At 61.1% G+C, this 24,174-nt stretch carries 26 protein-coding genes; 14 read left to right on the top strand and 12 right to left on the bottom strand.

Annotation, left to right across the window (positions count from 1 at the left end; all coding sequences use genetic code 11):
• Window positions 1–121: 121 nt before the first annotated feature.
• Window positions 122–1,735: a P-loop ATPase, Sll1717 family gene (locus R4P65_RS06245; protein ID WP_317825841.1), complete on the top strand. Its 1,614-nt coding sequence runs from the start codon at window positions 122–124 to the stop codon at window positions 1,733–1,735.
• 501 nt (window positions 1,736–2,236) lie between these two features.
• Here the strand turns inward: R4P65_RS06245 and R4P65_RS06240 are convergent.
• Window positions 2,237–2,815 (bottom strand): TetR/AcrR family transcriptional regulator, encoded by a 579-nt coding sequence (locus R4P65_RS06240; RefSeq protein ID WP_317825840.1) that lies wholly within the window; start codon window positions 2,813–2,815, stop codon window positions 2,237–2,239.
• 34 nt (window positions 2,816–2,849) lie between these two features.
• On the opposite strand from R4P65_RS06240, the gene R4P65_RS06235 reads away from it, so the two are divergent.
• Complete coding sequence (locus R4P65_RS06235; protein WP_411742516.1) at window positions 2,850–3,827, top strand: DMT family transporter; 978 nt, start codon at window positions 2,850–2,852, stop codon at window positions 3,825–3,827.
• On the opposite strand, the gene R4P65_RS06230 is transcribed toward R4P65_RS06235, so the two are convergent.
• Window positions 3,814–3,945 carry a hypothetical protein gene (locus R4P65_RS06230; RefSeq protein ID WP_317825838.1) on the bottom strand — a complete coding sequence of 44 codons (132 nt, stop codon included), beginning with the start codon at window positions 3,943–3,945 and terminating at the stop codon, window positions 3,814–3,816. The two genes, R4P65_RS06235 and R4P65_RS06230, sit on opposite strands and share 14 nt — an antisense overlap.
• A 13-nt stretch (window positions 3,946–3,958) precedes the next feature.
• Between R4P65_RS06230 and R4P65_RS33120 the strand changes: the two genes are divergently transcribed.
• Window positions 3,959–4,102 (top strand): hypothetical protein, encoded by a 144-nt coding sequence (locus R4P65_RS33120; RefSeq protein ID WP_411742515.1) that lies wholly within the window; start codon window positions 3,959–3,961, stop codon window positions 4,100–4,102.
• Here the strand turns inward: R4P65_RS33120 and R4P65_RS06225 are convergent.
• Window positions 4,037–4,624 carry a helix-turn-helix domain-containing protein gene (locus R4P65_RS06225; protein ID WP_317825837.1) on the bottom strand — a complete coding sequence of 196 codons (588 nt, stop codon included), beginning with the start codon at window positions 4,622–4,624 and terminating at the stop codon, window positions 4,037–4,039. The two genes, R4P65_RS33120 and R4P65_RS06225, sit on opposite strands and share 66 nt — an antisense overlap.
• Window positions 4,625–4,718: 94 nt before the next feature.
• On the opposite strand from R4P65_RS06225, the gene R4P65_RS06220 reads away from it, so the two are divergent.
• The 4 genes from R4P65_RS06220 (at window position 4,719) to R4P65_RS06205 (ending at window position 9,540) form a co-directional block, all read left to right on the top strand.
• A complete protein-coding gene (locus R4P65_RS06220; protein WP_317825836.1) occupies window positions 4,719–6,497 on the top strand; it encodes an ABC transporter ATP-binding protein in 1,779 nt (592 codons plus the stop codon).
• Between the two features lie 75 nt (window positions 6,498–6,572).
• Window positions 6,573–7,784, top strand: coding sequence for an acyl-CoA dehydrogenase family protein (locus R4P65_RS06215; protein WP_317825835.1), 1,212 nt, complete (start codon window positions 6,573–6,575; stop codon window positions 7,782–7,784).
• Window positions 7,781–8,806: a phosphotransferase family protein gene (locus R4P65_RS06210; protein WP_317825834.1), complete on the top strand. Its 1,026-nt coding sequence runs from the start codon at window positions 7,781–7,783 to the stop codon at window positions 8,804–8,806. Before R4P65_RS06215 ends, R4P65_RS06210 begins: the two co-directional genes overlap by 4 nt.
• Window positions 8,803–9,540 (top strand): SDR family NAD(P)-dependent oxidoreductase, encoded by a 738-nt coding sequence (locus R4P65_RS06205; RefSeq protein ID WP_020970896.1) that lies wholly within the window; start codon window positions 8,803–8,805, stop codon window positions 9,538–9,540. Before R4P65_RS06210 ends, R4P65_RS06205 begins: the two co-directional genes overlap by 4 nt.
• Here the strand turns inward: R4P65_RS06205 and R4P65_RS06200 are convergent, their stop codons facing one another.
• The gene (locus R4P65_RS06200; protein ID WP_019745442.1) at window positions 9,541–10,086 is read right to left on the bottom strand and encodes a hypothetical protein; all 546 of its coding nucleotides are present in this window, start codon (window positions 10,084–10,086) and stop codon (window positions 9,541–9,543) included.
• Window positions 10,087–10,230: 144 nt separating this feature from the next.
• On the opposite strand from R4P65_RS06200, the gene R4P65_RS06195 reads away from it, so the two are divergent.
• The 4 genes from R4P65_RS06195 to R4P65_RS06180 are packed head-to-tail and all read left to right on the top strand — an operon-like array spanning window position 10,231 to window position 12,710.
• Entirely contained in the window at window positions 10,231–10,731 is a 501-nt protein-coding gene (locus R4P65_RS06195) for a methylated-DNA--[protein]-cysteine S-methyltransferase (RefSeq protein WP_317825833.1), read from the top strand.
• Entirely contained in the window at window positions 10,718–11,272 is a 555-nt protein-coding gene (locus R4P65_RS06190; protein ID WP_317825832.1) for a sigma-70 family RNA polymerase sigma factor, read from the top strand. Before R4P65_RS06195 ends, R4P65_RS06190 begins: the two co-directional genes overlap by 14 nt.
• On the top strand, window positions 11,269–11,868 hold the full coding sequence (locus R4P65_RS06185) for a methylated-DNA--[protein]-cysteine S-methyltransferase (RefSeq protein WP_133727148.1): 600 nt from the start codon (window positions 11,269–11,271) through the stop codon (window positions 11,866–11,868). The genes R4P65_RS06190 and R4P65_RS06185 overlap by 4 nt, the downstream gene beginning before the upstream one ends.
• Entirely contained in the window at window positions 11,865–12,710 is an 846-nt protein-coding gene (locus R4P65_RS06180) for a DNA-3-methyladenine glycosylase family protein (RefSeq protein WP_020970893.1), read from the top strand. The genes R4P65_RS06185 and R4P65_RS06180 overlap by 4 nt, the downstream gene beginning before the upstream one ends.
• Window positions 12,711–12,713: 3 nt before the next feature.
• Here the strand turns inward: R4P65_RS06180 and R4P65_RS06175 are convergent, their stop codons facing one another.
• From R4P65_RS06175 to R4P65_RS06155, 5 genes are all read right to left on the bottom strand, one after another.
• On the bottom strand, window positions 12,714–14,939 hold the full coding sequence (locus R4P65_RS06175) for an MMPL family transporter (RefSeq protein WP_317825831.1): 2,226 nt from the start codon (window positions 14,937–14,939) through the stop codon (window positions 12,714–12,716).
• A gap of 102 nt (window positions 14,940–15,041) precedes the next feature.
• Window positions 15,042–16,592, bottom strand: a complete 1,551-nt coding sequence (locus R4P65_RS06170; RefSeq protein WP_113682604.1) for a bifunctional 3'-5' exonuclease/DNA polymerase — start codon at window positions 16,590–16,592, stop codon at window positions 15,042–15,044.
• Between the two features lie 47 nt (window positions 16,593–16,639).
• Entirely contained in the window at window positions 16,640–17,503 is an 864-nt protein-coding gene (locus tag R4P65_RS06165) for a biotin-dependent carboxyltransferase family protein (RefSeq protein ID WP_020909246.1), read from the bottom strand.
• A complete protein-coding gene (locus tag R4P65_RS06160) occupies window positions 17,500–18,132 on the bottom strand; it encodes a 5-oxoprolinase subunit B family protein (protein ID WP_020970890.1) in 633 nt (210 codons plus the stop codon). The genes R4P65_RS06165 and R4P65_RS06160 overlap by 4 nt, the downstream gene beginning before the upstream one ends.
• Window positions 18,129–18,608, bottom strand: coding sequence for a MarR family winged helix-turn-helix transcriptional regulator (locus R4P65_RS06155; RefSeq protein ID WP_020970889.1), 480 nt, complete (start codon window positions 18,606–18,608; stop codon window positions 18,129–18,131). Before R4P65_RS06155 ends, R4P65_RS06160 begins: the two co-directional genes overlap by 4 nt.
• 74 nt (window positions 18,609–18,682) lie before the next feature.
• Here R4P65_RS06155 and R4P65_RS06150 point away from each other — a divergent pair, with 74 nt between their 5' ends.
• Window positions 18,683–19,516: an alpha/beta hydrolase gene (locus R4P65_RS06150; RefSeq protein ID WP_317825830.1), complete on the top strand. Its 834-nt coding sequence runs from the start codon at window positions 18,683–18,685 to the stop codon at window positions 19,514–19,516.
• 4 nt (window positions 19,517–19,520) lie between these two features.
• Here the strand turns inward: R4P65_RS06150 and R4P65_RS06145 are convergent, their stop codons facing one another.
• From R4P65_RS06145 to R4P65_RS06135, 3 genes are all read right to left on the bottom strand, one after another.
• A complete protein-coding gene (locus tag R4P65_RS06145; protein WP_317825829.1) occupies window positions 19,521–19,964 on the bottom strand; it encodes a hypothetical protein in 444 nt (147 codons plus the stop codon).
• 100 nt (window positions 19,965–20,064) lie between these two features.
• On the bottom strand, window positions 20,065–21,441 hold the full coding sequence (locus tag R4P65_RS06140) for an NAD-dependent succinate-semialdehyde dehydrogenase (protein ID WP_021345629.1): 1,377 nt from the start codon (window positions 21,439–21,441) through the stop codon (window positions 20,065–20,067).
• A gap of 99 nt (window positions 21,442–21,540) precedes the next feature.
• Complete coding sequence (locus R4P65_RS06135; RefSeq protein ID WP_317825828.1) at window positions 21,541–22,854, bottom strand: YhgE/Pip domain-containing protein; 1,314 nt, start codon at window positions 22,852–22,854, stop codon at window positions 21,541–21,543.
• Between the two features lie 171 nt (window positions 22,855–23,025).
• On the opposite strand from R4P65_RS06135, the gene R4P65_RS06130 reads away from it, so the two are divergent.
• Together R4P65_RS06130 and R4P65_RS06125 are read left to right on the top strand one after the other, a co-directional pair.
• On the top strand, window positions 23,026–23,658 hold the full coding sequence (locus R4P65_RS06130; protein ID WP_019745427.1) for a DUF4178 domain-containing protein: 633 nt from the start codon (window positions 23,026–23,028) through the stop codon (window positions 23,656–23,658).
• Window positions 23,655–24,155, top strand: coding sequence for a DUF2617 family protein (locus tag R4P65_RS06125; RefSeq protein ID WP_182261327.1), 501 nt, complete (start codon window positions 23,655–23,657; stop codon window positions 24,153–24,155). Before R4P65_RS06130 ends, R4P65_RS06125 begins: the two co-directional genes overlap by 4 nt.
• The last annotated feature ends 19 nt before the right edge of the window (window positions 24,156–24,174 follow it).

Below are 24,174 nucleotides of genomic sequence, written 5' to 3'. Positions count from 1 at the left end.
TTGCGCTTCAGGGTTGAATACCCTTCAGGAAATTTTAAAACGCAGTTTAAGTAATACGTCTATGTGAAGGGGAAGTAGGCAGTAGAATTCAGTGACGTCCAACTCCTGGGAGGGAGAATACATGATCCAGCAGCGCATCAGCCTGGGAAAAGATCAGGCAGAGCATGATCCACTACTCGACCCGGCCTTCGTAGAAACAGGCGATTATGACTTGATCGCATCCTTTGACGAGGTCGAGTGCATAGTGGTGGGGCGAACGGGCTCGGGAAAGTCTGCGATACTAACTCGATTGGCTATGGCTGAGCCTGACCGGGTGATTCACTTGAATCCGCAAGATCTTGCCTTGACTTATATTCTAGATCAACAGGTATTTCACTTTTTGCGAAATTTGGATATTGATCTTAACTTGTTTTGGACTACTCTATGGAAACATGTATTAGTGGTGGAGGTTATTCGAAAAAGGTATCGAATTGAAGATCAATCTGCAATGCGCCGCTTCCTGGATTCGCTAAAGGAAAAGCTATCTAGGGATAGATCCAAAATCAAAGCGCTGGAGTACCTTGAAACTTACGAAGATAAGTTTTGGGAAGAAACAGATGAGCGAATCATTCACTATACTAACAGGCTGAGTGAAACAGTGCAGGTCGAAGCCGGTGGATCTTTTTCGTTCGGTCAAGTTGGAATTCAGGCTAAGGCTGGGGAGGAGAGCATGCTTGAGACGGAAGAGTCCGGAGAAAGGAATGCACGTTTCAAGCGTATTATCAATACCGATCAGCATGCCCAGTTGAGGAAGATGATAAATGTCTTGCAGTCGGATATTCTTGATACCCACAATGAGAGAATCTATGTCGTTATCGACGATCTGGATTTGAACTGGATAGATGAGCCGCTAGTTCATGACATGATTCGCGCACTGTTCACTGCAATCAGGGACTTGAAAAGTGTCCAATTTTTGAAGGTCGTTGTAGCGTTGAGGACAAATTTACTTCATGAAATAGAACAATCCACTCGTGATTGGCAAGTAGAGAAGTATGACTCTTTGCAGCACACGATCAGGTGGTCTCGTGCAAATCTTGAAGTTGTCCTCGACAGTCGAACGAATCTAGCGATGAAGAAGTACGGTGTAGATGTTGATAGTTTTTCCGACCTTATGCCGATTGAAAATTATCAGAACGTAAGCGGTGTGGATTATATTTTGGACAGAACGCTACTTCGTCCTAGGGATGCGATTCGTTTCGCAAATGAATGCTTGGTCGTAGGTGCAGGTAAGAGTCGAATTGACTGGGGTGATATCGTAACAGCGGAAGCATCTTACTCGGACGGCAGACTGAGGGCACTGACGGATGAGTGGTCGACGACATATCCGAACTTCGCTATTGTGCTCACTGCATTTAGCAATGCTGCGACAAAATTCACCAAAGATGATTTCGAAGAAAAGTTGGGATTGGTAGTTGGCGATGTCCTGTCTAGCAATCCGAGTATGCCAAATTGGTTCAATTCGGCTACCGAACTGCTTTATGCTCCGGGTGAAAGAACCTTCGCGAAAAATTATGGTGCGCTTATAAGGATACTCTTCCGTGTCGGATTTATTGGCGCCCAAGTTTCCCCTGATTCATCTGTTGTGTACAGCTATGACGAATCCAATTACTGCAAGCGTGACGAAAGGTTGCAGGGGATGTTCTATTTTCATATACACCCAGCTTTTCATCGGGCCTTGGATTTGCCGTCATCTTAGAATTTCCGCGGGATGGACTCGTTGCCCAGTTGTATCCATCTATTTTCTGCAGATGGGTGAGAAACGTTTTAAGGTAGGTTATTTTAACTGCTTCGCTTTGGTGAGAAAATATGAAATAGCGCCGCTGGTGGAAATAATGTTAGGCTTAAAGGTAGTTCTGCCCCCCGAATTTTGGTCAATTGCTTAATGCTTGAATTGACGCTAGTGTTCTATAGTTTTACCGTTCGCGTAATCTGGCGAGATCAAGCGCTACCAGCGAACTTGTGCAAGTAGCTGAAGAGCCTATGTCCTATGGCCTTTGTTCAACGTCAGCTCCCGGGAATGTCGTGGGTTGAGGCTAACGCGGACTACCTGTATCAGGAATGGATGCGTGTGGCGGTCTCGCACCGGTCCGTGGGTGATCTGTCTCGGGACGAGCTGGTGGAAAGTATCTTGAGATAGCGGCTCCGACGGTGGGGGCGAAGCGGGTGGGCAGTGAAATTGTTGACGCAACTCCGCGAATCACGCGGAGTTCTTCAGCAATTCGAGGGCTGCGTCCCGGCCGACACCGAAGGGGTTGGGGCCTATACCGATCCCGTCTGCGACGAGGGCGCCTTCGTGAAGCAGCATGATTGCCTCGGCGAGACGTTCGTCGGCCTGCCCTTCCGTCGCCAGAATGCGCCGAAAAAGGTCCAACATCTCCCGCTTTTGTTCGGCGATGACAGCGAACACCTGATGTGAGCGATCGCTGAACTCGGCGTGCGCGTTGATCATGCTGCACCCTTTGCCTCCGCTCGCCTTGGACCAGGAGGCGGAAGCATCGAACACCGCACTTAACCGTTCGGCGCGACTGTCTCCGGCTGATGCCAGCTTCTTGTCGCGAATGATTCGCCACCGCCGATCTCGATCCTTCAGGTATTCCACGACGAGACCGTCCTTCGAGCCGAACCGCTCGTACAAAGTCTTCTTCGTGACCCCGGCGTCCAGTGCGACGGTATCCACACCGACGGCGTGAATTCCCTTTTCGTAGAACAACTTCGACGCCGACTCCAGGATGCGACGTGCTTTCGGAGTTAATTCGGGTACGGATTCCTCTGCCATGGACAAAAGTATACCGATCTGTATAGTCGAATTCATGAGTAAACAGATCGGTATACCTCGGATCGTGACCTCGAGATCTGCCGTGACGGCTACCTTGTCGGTCCTGTTCGTCGCGTGCTGGAGTTCGGGATTCATCGGAGCCAAACTCGGCGCCGGTAGTGCCGAGGTCCTCACGCTGCTGATGTGGCGTTTTCTCCCGCTTGCGGTGGTGCTCGTCCCGATTGTCTGGCTCTCCGCGCGGCGCCGGAACACGATGCCGACACCGCGAGCGCTCGGCAGGCAGGTAGTGATCGGGATGCTCTCCCAGAGCGGTTACCTGTTGTCTGTGTACTGGGCAGTCGATCTCGGCGTGAACACTGGAACAACTGCGCTGATCGACGGTATTCAGCCGCTGGTGGCAGCCGCGCTGCTCGGTCCGGTCCTCGGCGTCGCAGTCCCGCGGATGCAGTGGGTCGGGTTGGTGATCGGACTGGGCGGCGTCGCAATGGTCACGGCAGCCGACGCCGGAGCTGGTACATCGGCGCCGTGGTGGGCCTACGCGATTCCGTTCCTGGGGATGGTGAGCCTGGTTGCATCCACCTTCGTCGAGCAACGGGCTCCCACGTCCATGCCACCACTGCAGGCCTTGGCCATCCACTGCTCAACCAGCGCAATAGTTTTCACAACTCTGGCGATCGCCTCGGGTGCTGCCGCACCGCCGAGTGTCAACACATTCTGGATCGCATTGCTCTGGTTGATCGTGTTGTCCACCTTCGGCGGTTACGGCCTGTACTGGTTATTGCTGCGTCGCATCGGCATCACGTCCGTCAACACCTTGATGTTCTTGATCGCCCCCGTCACCGCGGTCTGGGGCGCGTTGATGTTCGGAGAATCCTTCACCCCGTTCACTGCGCTCGGCTTGGCGGTGGGCATCCTCGCCGTCGTCGTGGTCACCCGAGTCGACAATCGTCAGAAGAACCGGGACGAGGGCGACGATGCCTGTCCTGTCAGGGCCCCGATCATGTCGCGCTGATGAAGCTCGATCGGGATGTGAACCGCTCGCGGAGCACGGTGAGTTGCTCTGCGGTGAGCTTCAGTCCGTTGATTGCGTAGTCCTCGACTGCAGACGAGATCGCTGCGCACCCCGGCATCGCCTATCCCACAGTGAAGACTCACCTTCGCTCGATCTACCGAAAATTAGGTGTGACCAAACGGCGCGCCGCTGTTCAAGCAGCCGACAACCTAGACCGCGGGATCGGGGGCGATTCCGCGGCGGAGGCTGCGAACCGTCAAGTCCAAGGCCTGTAGGCGCGTCCCGGAACCGCGGTTCACGTAGTCCATCGACGTGTAGATCAGTGACCACAGCAGGTTCTGCACCCAGTCCGAACCCATGTCGGGGTCGATGGAACCGTCGGAGTGTCCGCGCTCGATGGCGTCGGTGACTCCGTCGTCGTTCGACGCGGACTCGGCAAACGAATCTTCTTGATACACGCCGGGAGTGAAGAGCAGGACCGTCAAAAGGTCGGCCAGTTCGAAGTATTCATGGCACAGGCGAACCAGCGCTTCGGCTCCGGTACCCTCGCCGAGTCGAGCTGCTGCTGCTGCCTCTCCGACGGCGCGGGTGGCCTCGGCCGCGACTGCGTCGACCAAGTCCGACCGTTCGGGAAAGTAGCGGTGCAAAGTGGTCCGGCCGACCTTCGCGGCCGAAGCGACCTCGCTGAGCGTCGCGGCAGGCTTGGATGCGAACACCGAAACGGCGGCATCGAGGATTGCCTTCCGTGTGCGCTCGCGGGTCGCGCTTTGTTCAGGTGCGCTGTGGATCGTTGTCACGAATTCGAAGCGTAGCCGTGTCCGGTTTCGGTATCCAGTGTTCCGAATCGGAATTTCTCTTGCCCTTTATGGAACATTCGTGTTCCATAAATTCATGCTTGAACCCGACGCTTCTCAGCCCGCACCGAAATGGAGCAATCTCCGCGTCCTCTCGGAGTTCGCTCGACCGCATCTGCCGTCGCTCCTGCTCGGATTGGTACTGGCGCTGTGCGGCTCCGCGGCGACGCTGGCAACGCCCATGGTCACCAAGTGGGTTCTCGACACCCTCGATACCGGTGCGTCGCTGAAGGGGCCGATCCTCACGCTCGTCGTCCTTCTGGTCGTCGGTGCTGTGCTCGGCTGTGCTCAGTGGATCGTTCTCGGAACCGCAGCCGAGAAGGTTGTGTTCGACGCCAGGTCTTCGCTGGTGAGGCGATTCCTCGCTGCGACTGTGCCGTCGCTGCAATCGCGATCCGTGGGTGAATTGGTCACCCGGGTCACGTCGGACACCTTGCTGCTGAGGGAGGCGGCGTCGTCGGCCGCGGTGAATATTCTGAACGCAGCCGCGTTGACCATTGGAACGATTGTTCTGATGGGCGTTCTGGATCTGCCGTTGTTAGGCGTGACCATGGTGGCAATCGTGTTCGCCTCCATACTCTTTGCCGTTCTGATGCCCCGGATTTCCGCGGCCGAAGCGCGAACCCAGGAATCGCTCGGTCAGCTCGGCGGCGTTCTCGAGGGTGGCTTGCGTGCGATCCGGACGGTCAAGGTTTCCCTCGCCGAGGATCGCGTCGGCGCTCTGGTGACGAACAATGCGTCCGATGCGAAAAAGCATGCGATCACGGCGGTTCGAGTGTCGGCAACCGCGTGGACTGTCGCGTGGACCGCCATTCAAGGATCGATCATTGCCATCCTGGGCTTCGGTGCCTGGCGAGTCGCCGACGGCGAAATGGCAGTCTCGACGCTCATCGCGTTTTTGCTCTACGCCTTCACCCTGATGGGGCCGGTGTCGGAGCTTGCGCAGAACGTGACTTCCGTTCAGTCGGGAATCGCGGCAGCTATCCGGATTCGCGAGATGCAGTCGTTGCCCACCGAGCAGTACGACGAGGTCGTGGACGTGGTCGCGAAAACAAACGCTGCCGCGCCGCTGATCGAGTTGCGCGACGTCACCGTGAGTTATCACGGATCGAACCAGCCGGCGTTGCGCGATGTCTCGCTGGTTATTCCGACGCGTGGGCACATGGCCATCGTCGGCCCGTCGGGTGCCGGAAAGACGACCTTGCTCTCGACTGTGCTGCGATTTGTCGAACCGCGATCGGGTGAAGTTCTCCTGCGTGGAGTCGGTTACGACGCGCTCGATCACCGCGCTGTGCGCGAGAGTCTCGCGTACGTGGAGCAGGAGACGCCGGTGGTACCCGGAACGATTCGGGAGAACGTGGTCTTCAGTCATCCCGACGCGACGGACGAAGAAGTCCAGGCTGTTCTGCGCTTGCTTCGGCTCGACGACGCGATCGAGGCCCTGCCCGACGGACTCGACACCGCTCTGACGGCCACTTCGCTGTCGGGTGGCCAACGTCAGCGGATCGCGATGGCGCGCGCAGTTCTGCGGCCGAGTGCTTTGCTTCTGCTCGACGAAGCCACTGCCCAGGTCGACACGCTCACAGAAGCCGCGATTGTCGACGCAATCAACGAACGGGCGCGCACCGGGGCCGTGGTGACTATCGCTCACCGGCTCTCGACGGTGCGTGACGCCGACTGGATCGTGGTCATGGAAGACGGTCGGATCCGCAACATCGGCAACCATGAGGAGCTCATGGACAAGGACGATCTGTACCGCGACATGGTCGTTGCCGGCCGGCTCGATCAGGGCGAGGCGATGCTCGAAGATTGTTGACCCGACGCATCGGCGTGTGCGAGAGTGCTGATACCGAGCGATCGCTCGGTCGGGATGTTCTTTCGGAGGTGGCTGGTGGCAATCGATCTGACGTACGCGCCCGAGGTGGTGGCGCTGATCGAGAAGACGCGCGACTTCACGCGCAACGTAGTGCTCCCCATCGAAGACGAACACGCCGGTGACATCGCCGTAGCGGGTGGCGATGCCATTCGCATCGAGATGCAGTCGGCAGCCAAAGAAGCCGGTGTCTTCGCCCCGCATGTGCCGATCGAGTACGGCGGACACGGGCTCAACATGAGTGATCGCGCGCCGGTCTTCGAGGAAGCCGGCTACTCGCTCTTCGGGCCGACGGCGCTCAACATCGCGGCGCCGGACGAGGGCAACGTTCACATGCTGGCCCACGTGGCGAACGAAGCACAGAAGCAGCAGTTCCTCGCGCCGCTCGCAAGCGGGGACATGCGGTCGGCATTCGCCATGACCGAACCCGCGCCCGGAGCGGGATCCGATCCTTCGGCTTTGAACACCCGCGCCGAGAAAGTCCCCGGTGGCTGGAAGATCAACGGTAAGAAATGGTTCATCACCGGCGCCGACGGCGCCGGGTTCTTCATCATCATGGCGCGCACGTCCGGCGAGCCCGGGCAGCGCGGCGGAGCGACCATGTTCCTGGCGCCGACGGACACTCCCGGCCTGGTAGTGGGTCGACACATCGACACCCTCGACAAGGCAATGATCGGTGGGCACTGCGAGGTGACGTTCGAAGATCTCTTCGTACCCGACGAGGCCGTACTCGGTGAGGTCGATCAGGGTTTCGCCTACGCCCAGGTTCGCCTCGGTCCCGCCCGCATGACGCACGTGATGCGCTGGCTCGGTGCAGCGCGCCGCGGCCACGACGTCGCCGTGGCCAGGGTTGCCGAACGCGAAGGCTTCGGCTCGAAACTCGGTGATCTCGGAATGATCCAGAAGATGGTCGCCGACAACGAGATCGACATCGCAGCCAGCCGTGCACTTCTGGTGCAGGCCTGCTTCGAACTCGATCAGGGCGGGCACGCAAGCAACGCGACGTCCATCGCCAAGACCTATGCGGCCGAGGCGATCTTCCGGATCGTCGACCGCTCCATTCAGATGTGTGGCGGAATGGGCGTGTCCGGTGATCTGCCGCTGGCACGGTTGTCCCGCGAAGTGCGTCCCTTCCGCGTCTACGACGGCCCGTCCGAGGTTCATCGTTGGGCCATTGCGAAACGTGTTGTCGGAGCTGCGAAGCGCGCGGCGCGGGAGGAATCGAAGTGACGGACTTTCCAGGACTCGATCTCGCGGCACTGCGCAAGTATCTGCAAGCCGCAGGCGTCACTGTCAGCGGTGAGTTGCGAGCCGAACTGATTTCAGGTGGCAAATCCAACCTGACGTACGGAATCTTCGACGACAACTCGAAGTGGATTCTGCGCCGCCCACCCACTGCCGGCCTCACGCCGTCGGCGCACGACGTTGCGCGCGAGTTTCGAATCACCTCGGCGTTGCAGAACACTGCAGTACCGGTCGCGCCGACCGTCGTGCTGTGCGAGGACGCCTCGGTGATGGGTGCGTCGTTCACGGTGGTCGAGTTCGTCACCGGTCAGGTGATCCGGACCAAAACCGAGCTGGAAGCTGTTCCGGCAGAGCAGGTCACGCAGTGTATCGACGAATTGGTGCGTGTTCTGGCCGCCCTGCACGACGTCGATTACAACGCCGTGGGTCTCGGCGAACTCGGCCGTCCCGACGGTTATGTCGCCCGCCAGGTGAAGTTGTGGGCCGGTCAATGGTCGCGCGTCAAGACCGAGGACTCGGCAGACGTGGACAGGTTGGCGTCGAGCCTCGCGGAATTGATTCCGGCTGAATCGGCTTCGTCGATCGTGCACGGCGACTACCGGATCGACAACACGATTCTCGCGGCGAACGACGTCACCAAGGTTGCCGCAGTGGTGGACTGGGAACTGTCGACGCTGGGAGATCCGCTGGCGGACATCGCGATGATGTGCGTCTATCGGCATCCCGCGCTGGATCTGGTTCTGGGTGAGCCTGCTGCGTGGACGAGCCCGTCGCTACCGTCTGTTGTCGATCTGGCGCAACGGTATTCGTCCGTTTCGGGTCGTGAATTGGCGCATTGGAACTTCTACATGGCGCTCGGGTTCTTCAAACTCGCCGTCGTGGCGCAGGGCATCGATCACCGATTCCGAGCAGGAGCCACCGTCGGCGGGGGATTCGACAAGGCTGGATCTTCTGTGCCGGAACTGATCTCGGCCGGACTCAACGCACTGCAAGGGAAATTCGAATGACTCGATCAGCACTGGTCACCGGCGCCTCCAAGGGAATCGGGCTCGGCATCGCAACACGCTTGGCTTCGCAAGGGTACGGGCTGACCATCACGGCACGTGATGCCGAACGGCTCGCCGTTGTCGCCGAAGAACTTACGCGCGCCGGATCGCCGGACGTCGTCGTCTCGGCCGGCGACATGGCGGACGAGAACTTCGCCGCAGCACTCGTAGCCACGCACGGCGAGCGATTCGGCTCCATGCGAGCCCTCGTCCTCAACGCCGGAGTGGGAACCAGTGGGCGAGTGGCGGATTACCCGATGCGCCGTTTCGACAAGACCGTCGCCGTCAATCTCCGGACACCGTTCGCACTATTGCAAGCGTCGCTGCCGCTCCTGCGTACAGCGGCGGACGCGGACCTCGCCGGCGGAGCAAAGGTGATCGCTCTCGCCTCGATGGCCGGTGTGTATGCCGAGAGCGGCTTGGCCGTCTACGGAGCCACCAAAGCCGCACTCATTTCGATGGTCGAAGCACTCAACGCCGAGGAATCCGGAAACGGAGTGAGCGCGACGGCCATTGCTCCCGGTTACGTCGACACGGACATGTCGGCGTGGACGCACGATCGGATCACACCCGAGACCATGATCAAGGTCGACGACATCGTGGAGTTGGTGGACGGACTGCTCAAGCTCTCGTCTCGAGCAGTGGTTCCGAAGGTCGTCATGACGCGAGCCGGAACCAACGGCTACTCGGCCTGATCAATCCAGCTTGGCTTCGCCCCGCTTGCGGAAAAAGTGGAAGCCGGGCACTCCGACGATCGCCTGACGCAGGTCCTTCACCACTCCGAGGAGTTCGTGGATCTCGGGCGAGACGGAGTCCAAGGTTCCGAGGATGGGCAGCACCGCGGTCACGCGGTCGGTGAGCTCCGGCAGTTGGTCGATCAGTTTGATCGCGGCGCTGACCTCCGCCTCGGACAGGTCGTCGGCGAATCTGGCCGCCAGCGGCGCGAGCTGCAACGCAATGGGCTCGTAGATCTCGAGGAGTTGTCCCGCGATGTCCGAGGTCTGTTCGACGGCCTCGACCAGCGTCTCAGCTCGAACGGTCACGGCGGCGGCTCCGATGACGACGCGGTCGGCGTTGTCGGCGATCTGGTTGATGCGTGCCACCAACCTCTCGACCGAGAAGAGGAGCGCCTCGAGTCGAGTGGGCAGGGTGACCGCAAAAGCGACCGTGGACAGGGACCAGTGCACCACGTCGCCGACGGAGCGGACGACGGTGGAGCTGCCGGGCAAAACTAGAGCCATCCCTCGATACTGCCTGATGTGACGTCAAAGTACAGGTAAATCTCACATTCACGAGGCCAGCGGCGTCTTCGAGGTGTCGGTGCCGGCGCGGACAATCAATTCACCCGCTGCCTGCTGCACCGCGCAACCTGGAAGGATCGAGACATGACGGCTATCCGTACGCACACCGTGATCGACTCGCCGATCGGGGCGTTGACGCTGGTAGCGGCAGGTGAGAACCTCTGCGGGCTGTACATGGCGGAGCATCGCCACAAGCCGGACGAGTCCACGTTCGGTGATCGTTCCGCGGCGGTCTTCGGTGAAGTCGAATCGCAGCTCACCGAGTACTTCGAGGGTGATCGCACGGAGTTCTCCGTGCCGCTGGCGCCCGTGGGTACCGAGTTCCAGAAGCGGGTGTGGGATACCTTGCGAACGATCCCGTACGGCGAAACCTGGACATACATGGAGCTCGCGCAAACTTTGGGTAACCCGCTTGCGATCCGTGCCGCCGCCGCGGCAAACGGCAAGAATCCGATCAGCATCATCGTTCCCTGTCATCGTGTGGTCGGTAGCGACGGAAGTCTGACCGGTTTCGCCGGCGGCCTCGAACGCAAGCGGTTCCTGCTCGACCGCGAGCACGGCGGCGAATCGGATGTCCTCTTCTGATGCGCTCGGCTCACAATTCGGTGATCGGGAACGTCTACCGATCGTGAGACTCAAACTGTTCGAAGACGTCGTGACCGAATACGGTGCAGTGGTCCTCCGTGTCTGCCGCGCGGTGGTCGGTCCCGTCGACGCCGAGGACGCGTGGTCCGAGACGTTCATCGCAGCGATGCGGGCATATCCGGATCTGAACCCGGACGCGAACATCGAAGCCTGGCTGGTGACCATCGCGCACCGCAAGGCAATCGACATCACCCGAGTGCGCGCCCGCGTGGCCGTGCCCACAGACGAGGTTCCGGAGTTGCCGACGCGAATCGGCGTACCCGGAACGTGGGATCACGAACTCTGGGACGCACTCGAACAGCTACCGCTCAAACAACGTGCGGCAGTCGCCTATCACTTTCTGGGTGGGCTGCCGTACGCAGAGATCGCGGACATCCTCGGCAACACCCCGGCGGCCGCCAGACGCGCGGGTGCCGACGGTATCGCCACACTACGAAGAACCTACTTGTCCGCTACCGCTGCGGAAGGGAGTCACTCATGAGTAACGATGTGTTCGAGGCGCTTCCAGCCGTTGACGCTGACGCCATGATCCGCCTACGGGCGCGCCTGGCTGCGCAGGCGTCCGAAGCTGAATTGATCGACGTGGCATATCGAACCGTCGATTCGCCGGTCGGAAAGCTGCTCCTCGCGGCGACCGATGTCGGCCTGGTGCGGGTTGCCTTTGCCGTCCAAGGGCACGACCTCGTTCTGGAACGTTTGGCGGACACCGTCAGCCCCCGTGTGCTTCATTACCCGCGCAGGCTGGACACTGTCGCTCGCGAGTTGGACGAGTACTTTGCCGGTGCGCGTCGAGAATTCGATCTGCGCTTGGACTTCCAACTCGCGAAGGGGTTCCGACGCGAAGTGTTGCGTCATCTCCCCGAGATCGAATACGGCCACACCGCTAGCTATTCGGTGGTCGCAGCAGCGTCGGGTAGCCCACGTGCCGTTCGTGCCGTGGGGACCGCATGCGCAAAGAACCCGCTGCCGTTGGTGGTCCCGTGTCACCGGGTGGTGCGCAGCGACGGCAGCCTCGGGCAGTACGCCGGCGGCCCCGAACTGAAAGCGATTCTGCTGGATCTGGAAGCCGGCCGGTGAGCGCAGTGACGCTGCGCTTTCAGGCACCCTACGCAGTCGAACCGCTCACCGGTGCCCTGCGGGCTCACTGCGTCGCAGGCCTCGAGCGTCACGACGACGGTGTTCACACCAGAGTCATACCGTTGCCTTCCGGCCCGGTTGTCGTGTCGGTGTCGTGGACAGACGACGGTGTCGTCATGGATTCCGATGTGCCGGCGGAGGATTCCGCAGTGCTGGAGGTGATCGTGCGTCGTTGGCTCGACCTCGACGCCGATCACACTGCTGTCGAAGCAGCGTTCGGTAGCGATGAGTTGTTGGCCCCACTCGTTGCCGCCCGTCCAGGATTGCGGGTGCTCGGCTCGGTGGACGGTTTCGAGACCGCAGTGCTCACCGTTCTGGGGCAACAGGTTTCGCTCGCCGCAGCGAGGACGTTCGGTGGTCGTTTTGTCAGCGCATTCGGAGCGCCGGTGGAAGGGGAGTTTCTTGCCTTCCCTGATCCGGACGCGGTTGCAGCGCAATCGCCGGAGGACATACAGAAAGCCGTCGGATTGACCACAGTGCGCGCAAGAACAGTGCACACGTTGGCAACTGCGGCAGCGAACGGTCTCGATCTCTCCTGGGATGCGGATCCTGTCCAATTTCGACAAGAGTTGTTGGCGCTACCGGGAATCGGACCGTGGACCGCTGACTATCTCACTGTTCGAATTCTCGGTGATCGCGACGCCTTCGTACCCGACGATCTGGTGTTGAAGCGAGCGTTGGGGGTCTCGTCGGGCAAAGAAGCCGCAGCGTTGTCCGAGCGCTGGCGACCCTGGCGAGCGTACGCACTCTTTCATCTGTGGACCAAGGAAGCGTTTCTGTAGTGGTCAATCTTTCGCGCGGGCCAGTTCGGACGGCCACCATATACGTTTCCCGATGTCGTGAGAGAGCGCAGGCACCAGGACACTGCGCACGATGATCGTATCGAGCAGCACACCGAAGGCCACGGCAAATCCGATCTCGGCGAGGAAGACCAGCGGCAGGATGCCCAGTACGGCAAATGTTGCGGCCAAGACGATTCCGGCTGAGGTGATCACACCCCCGGTGACCGCAAGACCGCGCAGGACACCTGCGCGGGTGCCGAATTCTCCGGTCTCCTCTCGCACACGGGTCATCAGGAAGATGTTGTAGTCGATACCCAGAGCGACCAGAAACACGAAGGCGAACAGTGGGAACGATTGATCCGCCCCGGCGAACCCGAATACGTGTGTGAAGAAGAATCCGCTCACACCGAGCGTCGCCGCGAAGGAAAGCACCACGGTGACAATGAGAATCACCGGGATCAGCAGAGCACGGAGCAAAGCGGCCAAGACCAGGAAGATCACCACCAACACGATCGGGATGATCAGGTTTCTGTCGCGGACCGAGGCCGCCTGGACATCGAGGGTGGTGGCCGTGCTGCCTCCGACGAGCGCGTCGGCGCCGGGCACGTCGTGGACGGCAGTCCGCAGTCGCTTGACAGTTTCGAGTGCCTGCGGCGAATCGTAAGAGTCGGCGAGGGTTGCATTGATCATGGTTCGGCCGTCGATCGGTGCAACGGTGAAAGCCGCAGGGGCGCAACCCGCAGCGGCGGCTTGCGCGACGGCAGCGGGGTTGGTCTTGATCAGCTCGCTGACCTTCGCGACGTCTACCTGGGTGCACACGGCACCGGGATCCTGTGAGATACCTTCGACTCCGCTGGCTGCCTTGATGACGGCGTCGGCCTGGTCGGCGTTTGCGGTGATTACGGCCGGTGCGCCCGCTCCGGGATCGAACTTCGAGTCGTAGAGTTCCTGTCCGACAACAGCGTCCGGACGATTGGTGAAGCTTTCGGTGGATGTCAGGCCATCGGTTTTGAGACTGCCGATCCCGGCCGCGAACAGGATGATCAACAAGACTGTGGCGCCGATCCACAGTGGGCGGTCCTTGCTACCGACGGCCTCGGCGATCTTGCCCCACATCCCGTGCGTCGTAAGGTCTGCGGCGTGATCGACCTTGGGCTTGCGCGGCCAGAAGACCCACCGTCCGGTGGCGGCCAGAGCGACAGGCATGAACGTCATCATCATCAGATAGGTGCAGGCGATCCCGATGGCGGCGACGGGTCCGAGGCTCTTGTTGGAGTTGAGTTGAGAGAACGTCAGGCAGAGCAGACCGAGAATTACGGTGACAGCTGAAGCGGTGATGGCCGGCGCAGACTCGCGCCAGGCCTTGATCATCGCGTCGAAGCGGTTGGGATACGTGTGCAGTTCTTCGCGATAGCGAGAGATCAAGAGTAGGGCGTAGTCGGTACCGGCACCGATCACCAACACGAAAAGGATGCCTTGAGATTGTCCGGTCAGCGTGAGCAGTTCGGCTTTCGCGAGAAAATAGATCACCATCGACGACAAGCCGATTGCGAGGAGCGCGGAGAACAGCGGGAAGAACCACAACACCGGCGATCGGTACACGACAAGCAGGATGAGGACCACGACCAGGAGTGCCGCGCCAAGGAGCGCTCCGTCCAGACCGGCAAAGGCGTCGATGAACGCAACGAGTAGCCCACCTGGACCGGCTGGGAGTACCTCGACATCACCAGCTGCTTGTTTTGCGGCGTCGATGACGTTCTGCTCGGTGGTCGCCAGGACATCGCCTGCCACGGATGTATCACCGTCTTTGGCGACGAGTGGCACGAAGATCGACGCAGTTGTGCCGTCTGCGGAGTACTGGGTGGGCTGCATACCGTCGGCGTCTACTCCGGAGATCCCGGCAATAGCGCCGTATGCCGAGTTGATTGCAGACTTGTCTGCCTCGGTAAGGGCCGAATCCCGATGGAACAGAACAAAACCAGGGATCGTCTCGACGGCAAGGAAGTTCGCGGATTGGTTGCTGACAATCGTCGATTCTGCGGAACTCGGAAGATATGAGGCGTTGTCGTTCTTCTGAACCTCGGCCAGTTTTCCTTGGAACGAACCGCCGAATCCGCCTGCGACGAAGGCGAAGATCGCAAGGGCGATCACGGTGAAGACCGGCAGTCGACGGCGTTTGACCGCTCCGCTGTCGTTCCGTTCTGCGTCAGTTGTATCCAGCTTGGTCATGGTTCTCCTCGAACGCAGTCGACCAGCACCAACAAAGCAACGTTTTCCAGTAGAACACGCAATACGGGCGCGGTGGAACCACTTGGAGTGGAATTGACGACGCTACGAAGTGCCTTTGCCGTACGTCTCGCGGGCTGCGACGTCCATGGGAAAACGGACGACTGTGTCGCCGAACAACAATCGAGTTGCCGAAGCCGCAGCGGCCAGCACGTGGGCGGTACCTGACTCGGGATTTCGCGTATGCACGACCACTTCGTCGTGCTGGAAGAAGACCAACTCACCGTCCGGATCTTCGGCGAGGCGGCGCCTGAGGTCGGCCAGGAGGCACAGCGCCCACTCGGACGCAGTGGCCTGCACGACGAAGTTCCGCGTGAAACGACCGCGGGCGTGAGCGTCGCCGTGGGAGTAGAAGTCGGGAGACGGTGGGGGACAGGCCCGGCCGAGCAGTGACTTCACCACCTCGCCGCGCTCACCTGCCTTGGCAGCTTGCTCGACGTACTCGACGGCGACCGGGAATCGCTTCCTCAACAAGATGAGCAGTGCTTTGGCTTCACCCGCCGTCGCCCCGTACAGGACTCCAAGGATTGCGACCTTGGCTTTTGCGCGATCACCGCCGAAGGCTTCGGCACCAACAAGTGCGTACAGATCGTCGTCCCCGGCGGCGGCCATCATGCGGCGGTCGCCGGACATGGCGGCCAGAATTCGGGGCTCGAGCTGACCGGCGTCGGCGACGACGAACACGTGGCCCGGATCGGCGACGACGCTCGAGCGCATGGTCTTCGGAATCTGGAGGGCCCCGCCGCCCCGGCTCGCCCACCTGCCGGACACGACACCACCGGGAACGTAAATCGGGCGGAATCGATCGCCCCGCACCCAACTGTCCATCCATTGCCAACCGTTGGTGCTGTACAGCTTGGCGAGTTCGCGGTGACGCAGGAGCAACGGCACCGCCGGATGATCGATTTCCTGCAGAAACCACTTGCGCGTCGACGGCAGTTCGATGCCCTGACGCCCGAACGCCTCGGTGATCTCCACCGAAGACGAAGGATTGACGGTGCGCCCGAAGACCTCGCTGATCTGGGCGGCAAGTTCCTGCATGCGTGCGGGGAGGTCGTATCCCGTCGGCCGCGGCCCCAGTCGTTCTTCGAGGAGTTCGCGGTGCTTCTGCGTCGAGAACGGCAGGCCCGTGTGCGTCATCTCGGCGGCGCTGAGAGCGCCGGCCGATTCTGCTGCGATCAACAAGTCCAGTCGAGCGTCCGTGCCGATGGTTGCGCGCTGATCGGCGAATTCGGTGGCGACGGCGAGAGGATCGAGAACGGGTGCAGTGTCGAAGAGTCCGAGTCGATCGTCGTCGAACTCCTCGGCAGGCGGTGACGGTTTGCCGACGCGCATTCCGAGTATCGCGCGGGTCAGGGAGATGTCGTGGCACCGCTGAACCCGTACGCCTGCCCGCAGTAGCGGTGGGTACACGGTCGCCGTACTCGGCCACACCCACCGCGGGTGCTCGGCTTCCTCGATGGTGCGCACCGCTGCGATCAGGTCGGGGTATTCGACGGGATCGGCGAGCGGCGTTCCACCGGGATCGGTCCGTAGGACAGTTGCCGTCACAGCTCCCGTGGACGTCGTACTACCGGGGACCAGGACAACTCGCACGACATCAGTGTGACGGCAGGGTCCGACACGCCATCGCTCGGCGCTGCTCAGGCCCCGACGAACCGGATGTGCTGACCCGGGCGGGCTTGGCCGAGTCGGTCGATATCTGCGTCCGCGACCACTCCGACCACCGGATACCCGCCGGTGATCGGGTGATCGGCGAGGAACACGACAGGTTGGCCGCTGGGTGGGACCTGGATCGATCCGAGCGCTACGCCTTCGGTGGGGAGTTCGGCGTCATTCGTTTGTTGCAGCAGTTCGTCGGTGCCGACACGATCGAGTCGCGCCCCGATTCGGTCCGAGTCGGTGGAGACCGCCCACTGCCCCCGCAGGAGCGATTCGGGGTTGGTGAATCGATCTGCGCGCGGCCCGAATACGACTCGAATCTCGAGAGTCTCGTTTGTCATCGGTGGAACTGGTGCAAGGTCGACGAGCGAGAACGCGGTCGGCGAAGGCCCGATCGGGAGAACAACCTTGGGCTCGAGAGGCGCCGGACCTATCCCGGACATGGTGTCGGTGCTGCGCGATCCCAGGATCTCGGGAACCACAATGCCGCCTCGAACGGTCAGATACGTCCGCAGGCCACTCGGTGCGTAGTCGAGGCGGACGGTCTGACCGACGTCGAGAGCGATCACGCTCGAATGCCCGACCGGAATGCCGTCGCGGTAGGCCTGTGCGGGCGCCCCGGTGAACGCGATCGTTGCCTGTTGCTGCGCTCGAATGCTCAATCCGCCCAGGAGGACCTCGACGCCTGCCGCGCTCTCGTCGTTGCCGACGAGCCGGTTGCCGAGTTTGAGCGATCGCCTGTCCGCAGCACCGGAAACCCCGACGCCCGAGCGAAGGTGTCCGGTCCGTCCGAGGTCCTGGATCAAGCTCAGCGGCCCGGTGTCGAGTATCTCCAGACCGCTCATCGGTCGTCCTCGTTCACGAAGCGCACGCGGCACCCAGGCTGAACGGCGGCCGGTGGTGTGGCGTTCAGATCCCACATCACGGCGTCGGTGCTCCCGATGATCTGCCAGCCACCGGGCGATGCCCGCGGGTAGATCGCGCTGTATCCAGCGGCCAGGGCGACGGAACCGGCTGGCACTGCGGTTCGCGACTGAGTTCGACGCGGAACGTCGAGCCGAGTGTCGACTGAAGTCAGGTAGGCGAAGCCGGGTGCGAATCCGATGAAGGCGCAACGCCACATCGCCCCGGTATGGGCCGCAACCACCTCGGAACGGCTCATTCCGAGTGACTGGGCGACGTCGTCGAGGTCGGGCCCGTCGTACCTGACGGCGATGGTGAGTGCATCCGTCTCGGAATGCTCGTCTGTGGTCGCGGCAGAATTGGTTTGCTCGAGATCGTTCAAGCACTTCCGGACGTACGTGAGATCTGCCGCCGGGGTGCACGTGACCAGGACCGTGCGAGCTGCGGGGAGGAAGTCATCGACCCCGACCGGGGTGTTACGCGTCAGTGCTTCGGTGAACGCGAGAACGTCAGCTTCGGAATCGAGGTCTACGAGAAATGCGCGTTCTCCGGCGGGAAGTATGCGAGTCACAGGGAGGGCTCCCGATCGATTCGAGTCCGCTCCACGTCCGCTCGCATCGCCACGATGAAACTCGCGATGGTGGCTCGCTCGGCCGCGGTGTAATTCCCGACGGTGCTCGCAGCCCGTGAAATGAGTGGGCCGAAGAAGCTCTCGCCCAGAGTGACCGCCGATGGTGTGACCTGCAAGAGCACCCGTCGGCGGTCCTCCGAGTCCCGCTCCCGAGCTACGTGCCCCGCTTTGACCATCCGGTCGACCAGTGCAGTCACCGACGCCGAGTTGATCCCGAGCTGTGAGCCCAACCAACCAGGCGTCGCCGGTGTGTCCGAGCGCTCGGCATCGAGAAGGCAGATCAGTGCGCGGACGTCGGTCGAGTGCATTTTGTACTTGTTCGCAAAGCCGGAAACCGCCACGTTCAAGTCGACGGTCAGTGCGCGAAGCGAGTGGACGATCGCCATCGCTTCGTCTTCTGCATCGCCGACGCTCATGGATGCCTCCAGCCCTGGTGTGTTGTCTCTCGATTGTCTACTATCTCGATAGTCGAGAGAAAATGGGGTGGGGAATGGACTTCAATCGCGCATACGACGCCGTACTGACCAAATGGCCGCAAAAACCGCTGGGTGTGGATCTCGCAGGCCGGTTCGGCAGCACACATGTGAACGTCTGTGGACCTGAAGACTCGCGGCCGTTGATCCTTCTGCCCGGGGGAGGTGCCACTTCGACGGTGTGGTTCGACAACGTTGCGGCGCTGTCGAAATTCCGGCGTGTTTTTGCCGTCGACACCCTGGGCGATGCCGGACTCAGCATTCCGAATGGTGATCCGATGAAGTCCGTCGACGATCTGATCGAGTGGATGGACTCGATAGTCGATTGCACCGGCGCCGACACCGTCGATGTGATCGGACATTCCTACGGCGCAATGATTGCGTTGGCCTTTGCGCTGCATCGGCCGGATCGTGTCGGGAAACTTGTTCTGCTCGATCCTAATTCGAGTTTCGCCGGCATGAAGGCGGGCTACCTTCTGCGTGCGCTTCCGCTGTTGCTGTCCCCGTCGCGAGCACGCCGAAAGCGACTGTTGGAGTGGGAGACAGGTGAGTTGAGTATCGACTCCGACTGGCTGTCTCTTGTGGAAGTGGGCACTTCGGATCTACCGCGACCCGATCTCGTAGTGCCTCAACGTCCTTCGAAAGAGGGCTTGAGCGCACTGGATGTCGAGTTGCTGGTGGTCCTCGCGCAGGACGGACGGGTGCATGATGCGGAAACGGTGTCGAGGTCGGTGCGGGAGAGGATTCCCGCAGCACGTGTCGAGGTGCTGAAAGATGCTTCACATCACAGTATTCCGATGGTTCCCGCCGATGAACTCAACCGAGTGCTCGTCGACTTCTTGGAGGGCTAGCGGATCAGGGTGCGACGACGCACCCCGGACCGATCGGGGTGGCCGGATTGACATCGACCGTTGTGACCGGCCCGCCCGCTGACGTCTGGTAGGCCATCAGAGAGTGTTCGCCGGGTGCGGTCGGAGTCCACAGCGTGACGGCGTGGCCGAGTACAACCGGCAAGGTGAAATGGGGATTGACGGTGTCCCAGATCAATTCCTGCGGGAACATGGTCGACGCCCGGTTCAGGTCGACAATCGAGACGTTCGACTCGTCCAACGCTGCTGTCCTGGCAACCACCAGATACGTGCAGCCCGCCCCGTACGGCGTTGTCGGCCCGCTACTGAGACCCGGAAGGATCGTGACGTCGACTACGTCCGCGGAAGCTGACGTCGCGGACCAGATGGCGGCGCTCGCGCTGATGGCGGCGGCGATCACGGTAGTGCGAGCGATTCGTGAAAGTGTCATACCAGCAGGTCGGTTTCATCCTGCGGAGCGTTACAGTTGAAGGCCCCGACCTCAACAGAGATCAGGGCCTTCCTTTGTATTGCGCTACTTTTGCACCGCGCTACTTCTTGGAGACGCGGAGCAGCTTCTTGTTCACGAACTCGTCCATTCCCCACGGACCGAGCTCGCGGCCGACTCCGGAGCGCTTGACTCCGCCGAAGGGCAGACCGGGCAACGTCGTTCCGTGCTCGTTGACAAACGCCATTCCCACGTCGAGATCGGCAGCGACCGACCGGGCGGAATCGAGATCGCTGCTCCAGACGGACCCGCTCAGACCGTAGACCGACGAATTGGCAAGTTCCACAGCCTCGCTGGCCGACTTGACCTTGTAGACGACGCCGGCAGGTCCGAACAGTTCTTCGCTGTAAGCCCGCATGTCCGGGGTCACGTCTGCGAGCAACGTCGGCTGAACGTAGGCGCCCGGGCCGTCGATCTTCTTCCCACCGGTGAGCAGCGTTGCTCCCTTGGACACAGCGTCGTCGATCTGCTCGATCAGAGTGTCTGCCGCGCTCTGTGAGGACAGCGGGCCCAGGACGGTGGATTCGTCCAACGGGTCACCGGCAGAAACGGATTCGAAGGACGTCGCCAATTTGCGGGTGAAGTCGTCGTAGAAATCTTCGGTGACGATGAAACGCTTGGCCGCATTGCAGGCCTGGCCGGCATTGGACAGACGCGCCTTGGTTGCGGACTTGACGGTGGCATCCATGTCGTCGGAATCGAGGACGATGAACACGTCCGATCCGCCGAGTTCGAGGACGACCTTCTTGAGATTGCGTCCCGCAGTTTCGGCGACGCTGGTGCCGGCGCGTTCGCTGCCAGTCAGTGACACGCCTTGAACTCGTGGATCGGCGATCATGTCCGCGATCTGCTCGTTGGTCGCGAAGACGTTGACGTAGGCGTCGTCCGGCAATCCGGCTTGTCGCAAGATCTCTTCCATCAGCAGAGCCGACTGCGGACAGTTGGACGCGTGCTTGAGAATGATCGTGTTGCCCAGCATGAGATTCGGTGCCGCGAAGCGGGCGACCTGGTAGTACGGGAAGTTCCACGGCATGACGCCGATCAGGGCACCGATCGGTCGCCGGTACACAACCGACTCCTCGGCCCCGGGAACGTCGAGCCGTTCTTCCTCGAGCAACGCCGGACCGTGGTCTGCGTACCACTGATAGATCGCGGCCGAGAGTTGTACTTCGCCCTTGGCCTCGCGGACCGGCTTACCCATCTCCAACGAGATCATTCGGGCCAGTTCGTCCGCCCGCTCTGTGTACAGTTCGGCGGTCTTGCTCAGGACTGCCGCACGTTGCTGTGGCGCACTGTTGCGCCAGGTCAAGTAGCCGCGATGCGTGTTCGCAAGTGCGGCTTCAACTCCGGCGTCATCCAAAGTATCGAATTCCCTGACGGTTTCACCTGTCGCGGGATTGACTGTTTTGTAATTAGCCATAGTTGTACAACGTGCGGAAGGGGGTCGAAGATTCCCGAAACGCGCAATCACATTGAATCGGCCCAACAGGTTTCGATCAAATCCCGGCTGGGTACCATCTCACGCCACTTTGGGGCGATGGGTGCGTTCGTAGCCCTTGCGGTCGTAGAAACGGGTGGTCACGATGCCGAGTACGACGCCGATCAGTAGACCCACCAACGTCATCCAGACGGCATGCAGCAGCCCTGCCTCACCGCGTGCGCCGAAGAACAGGATCGATCGCGTACCCATGTAGATCTGGTGCATCGGCTCGAATTGCGCCAGCCAGGCATACAACCTGGGGCTGGCTTCGAGGGGGATGGTGCCACCGGACGAGGGCAGCGCGAGGATGACGAACACGAACAGGTTGATCAACATGCCCAACGAGCCGAATGCGGCCATCACCGACATCGCCGTGATGCCGACTGCAGTGATGACCAGCGCGCCGTACTCCCACAATGCAAGCCCGTGAGTGACCGGCATTCCGAGGGCGCGACTGATCCACTGGAACAACGCGGAGACTATGCCGGACAACACGATCATGAACGCCCATTTGACGAGCAGCGTCCGAAACCTGTTGATACCCACAACGTCGTTCTGAACGAAGAGCGGACCGAATTCGGTAGGCGCATATCCGAGCATGCCGTCCACCAAGGAATTGACCACGGTTGCTCCGGTGAATCCCGCAAGGACCAACAGCAGCGCGAAATAGAATGCAACCAAACCGAATCCGGTGCCGTCGGGAATCGGATCGTGGGCCACCGTGAGTACGTTCACCGGATTTTCGAGCAGCAGGCGGCTCGCTCCTGAGATCTGGGTTCCGGTGCCTCCCGCTTCCAGCTGCTGGGTGACCAGGGTGGTGAGTTGCTCGCCCATGTTCTTGTTGACCGAGGCGAGGGCTGTAGTGCCGATCGACTGGACCAGAGATGCGGAGACGGAACCTGCACGTGGATTGGTGTAGATCGTGATGATCGGTTGCTCTACGTCACCGGCGACGACGCTGGCCTCCGCCAGGATGATCGTCCTCTTCGTGAAATCACTGGGAATCACGATCGCGCCGTACAGCGTGCCGGAGTTCAACCGAGATTGGGCTTCGGCGATACCGATCTGCTGCAGGTCGATCTTCTGGTGGTCGATTCCGTTTTCGAGGCCGGCGACGATGTCGTTTCCGAAATTCTTGCGGTCGGCGGGGTCGCCGCCGGGGAGGGTGTCGCCTTCGTCCTGGTTGACCAGGGCGATCGGGAACTGGTCCAGGTGTTTCTTGGGGTCGAGTATTCCGCCCATGTACAGCGCTGCCAGCGCCGACATCAAGAGGGTGACCACTATCAACGGCGTCAACCAGAATCGTGGTGTGTGCATGACGGTGCGGGCAGACGGCTCCGTGTTCTTGCTCATCGTCAGTCGACCGGCTTTCTTTCGCGCGGAGTTCCTCGGGCTGAGCGTAAACGCAAAGGTGCGCCGGGGCAGTCTTTCGATCTGCCCACGGCGCTGGAGACCTGCCCGGCCGGCGGCGGGTCAGCTTGCCGGCAGTCTCATCCGAAAAGGCTGAGAACGGATCGGTAGGGTATGGCCCGCGGCAACCCTGCCGAGACGATTTCGGAGAAACCGTTGACCAACGTGCTGATAGTTGTCCTGATACTCGTAGTGATCGCTGCCGTCGCGTTTGTGGTCCTGCGTGGACGCCAGGGGAAGCCGAATGCTCGCGTGGACCCGCTCGCCGACTATCCCGAGGTGTACGACCCCCACAAGATCGGGGTCGGCGACATCATCACGTACGCGGGTATCGACCACGTTGTTCGAGGGACCATCACGCTCGACGAAGAGGGATACATCTGGCGTGAGCACCTTCTCGACGGGTCGACCGGTCGTCGTTGGCTGACAGTGGAGGACGACGAGGGCGAACTCGAGATGACTCTCTGGATGCGTCGAGAAGGAACCAACCTGGTCCCGAACGGCGACGTCATTCTCGACGACAAGGTTCACCGCAAGATCGAAAGTGGAACGGCGAAGTTCACGGCCGAGGGTACGACGGGTACGGCCCCCTCCGGCTCGATGGAATACGCGGACTACGCGACCGCCGACAAGACCGGGCTGATCGCATTCGAGAAGTGGGCGCGCGGACAGTCGTGGGAGGTTTCCACGGGACGTGCGGTCACCCGCAGCGAACTCACCGTCATCCACTCGGGCCCACCGGAATGAGTCTGTATCGACTCGATGTGGAACCGACCGACGTGAATGCCTCGGCACTGGGGTTGGTGCTGGGAGCCCCCTCGCCGCCGACCCTCGCCGAGTTGGTGATCGAAACTTCCGATGCGACGTTGACACTCGGAGTGCTCGGGGCATCTCACGTGGTGACGGCCCGGGCGTCGGGAAAGGAACTGACCGAGCAGGTTTCGTGCGATGCTCTTGCCGCCGGCGGTGAACCCTTGCCGTCAGTGGAGTCCACGGGAAACTACCGGTTCGAGTCTTCGTCGCTGATCCTGGACCGAGTCGAATTCGATTCGGAAGCTGCATCGTTGAGAGAGTCCGCCGGCCAGGACGGTTGGATCTGCGGATCCTTTCCCGGCGACGACACAGCGTTGACCGCGTTGTGTGGCGTGCGAGACCGCCAGGGGTGGAGTTGGCAGAGTTGGCATTTGTACCCGGGGGAGGGGACAGGAGTGATCGTGAAGACGCGCAGTAGGTGGCGCCCGTGAGGGGGCGGACGTGGTTTGC

The organism is Rhodococcus sp. IEGM 1318, from assembly GCF_033142465.1.
Taxonomy (GTDB): domain Bacteria; phylum Actinomycetota; class Actinomycetes; order Mycobacteriales; family Mycobacteriaceae; genus Rhodococcus_F; species Rhodococcus_F qingshengii_B.
Note: the sequence above shows the minus strand (reverse complement) of the source record. Positions and strands in the feature narration are given on the sequence as shown.

Excerpts from the sequence above, each read along its gene's own strand:
- R4P65_RS06165 (WP_020909246.1), bottom strand. The coding sequence starts at position 17,503 with ATGAGCGGTCTGGAGATACTCGACACCGGGCCGCTGAGCTTGATCCAG.
- R4P65_RS06150 (WP_317825830.1), top strand. The coding sequence starts at position 18,683 with ATGGACTTCAATCGCGCATACGACGCCGTACTGACCAAATGGCCGCAA.
- R4P65_RS06185 (WP_133727148.1), top strand. The coding sequence starts at position 11,269 with ATGAGTAACGATGTGTTCGAGGCGCTTCCAGCCGTTGACGCTGACGCC.
- R4P65_RS06235 (WP_411742516.1), top strand. The coding sequence starts at position 2,850 with ATGAGTAAACAGATCGGTATACCTCGGATCGTGACCTCGAGATCTGCC.
- R4P65_RS06155 (WP_020970889.1), bottom strand. The coding sequence starts at position 18,608 with ATGAGCGTCGGCGATGCAGAAGACGAAGCGATGGCGATCGTCCACTCG.
- R4P65_RS06135 (WP_317825828.1), bottom strand. The coding sequence starts at position 22,854 with ATGAGCAAGAACACGGAGCCGTCTGCCCGCACCGTCATGCACACACCA.
- R4P65_RS06140 (WP_021345629.1), bottom strand. The coding sequence starts at position 21,441 with ATGGCTAATTACAAAACAGTCAATCCCGCGACAGGTGAAACCGTCAGG.
- R4P65_RS06200 (WP_019745442.1), bottom strand. The coding sequence starts at position 10,086 with ATGGCTCTAGTTTTGCCCGGCAGCTCCACCGTCGTCCGCTCCGTCGGC.
- R4P65_RS06190 (WP_317825832.1), top strand. The coding sequence starts at position 10,718 with ATGTCCTCTTCTGATGCGCTCGGCTCACAATTCGGTGATCGGGAACGT.
- R4P65_RS06220 (WP_317825836.1), top strand. The coding sequence starts at position 4,719 with ATGCTTGAACCCGACGCTTCTCAGCCCGCACCGAAATGGAGCAATCTC.
- R4P65_RS06195 (WP_317825833.1), top strand. The coding sequence starts at position 10,231 with ATGACGGCTATCCGTACGCACACCGTGATCGACTCGCCGATCGGGGCG.
- R4P65_RS06130 (WP_019745427.1), top strand. The coding sequence starts at position 23,026 with ATGGCCCGCGGCAACCCTGCCGAGACGATTTCGGAGAAACCGTTGACC.
- R4P65_RS06175 (WP_317825831.1), bottom strand. The coding sequence starts at position 14,939 with ATGACCAAGCTGGATACAACTGACGCAGAACGGAACGACAGCGGAGCG.
- R4P65_RS06125 (WP_182261327.1), top strand. The coding sequence starts at position 23,655 with ATGAGTCTGTATCGACTCGATGTGGAACCGACCGACGTGAATGCCTCG.
- R4P65_RS06145 (WP_317825829.1), bottom strand. The coding sequence starts at position 19,964 with ATGACACTTTCACGAATCGCTCGCACTACCGTGATCGCCGCCGCCATC.
- R4P65_RS06245 (WP_317825841.1), top strand. The coding sequence starts at position 122 with ATGATCCAGCAGCGCATCAGCCTGGGAAAAGATCAGGCAGAGCATGAT.
- R4P65_RS06205 (WP_020970896.1), top strand. The coding sequence starts at position 8,803 with ATGACTCGATCAGCACTGGTCACCGGCGCCTCCAAGGGAATCGGGCTC.
- R4P65_RS06230 (WP_317825838.1), bottom strand. The coding sequence starts at position 3,945 with ATGCCGGGGTGCGCAGCGATCTCGTCTGCAGTCGAGGACTACGCAATC.
- R4P65_RS06240 (WP_317825840.1), bottom strand. The coding sequence starts at position 2,815 with ATGGCAGAGGAATCCGTACCCGAATTAACTCCGAAAGCACGTCGCATC.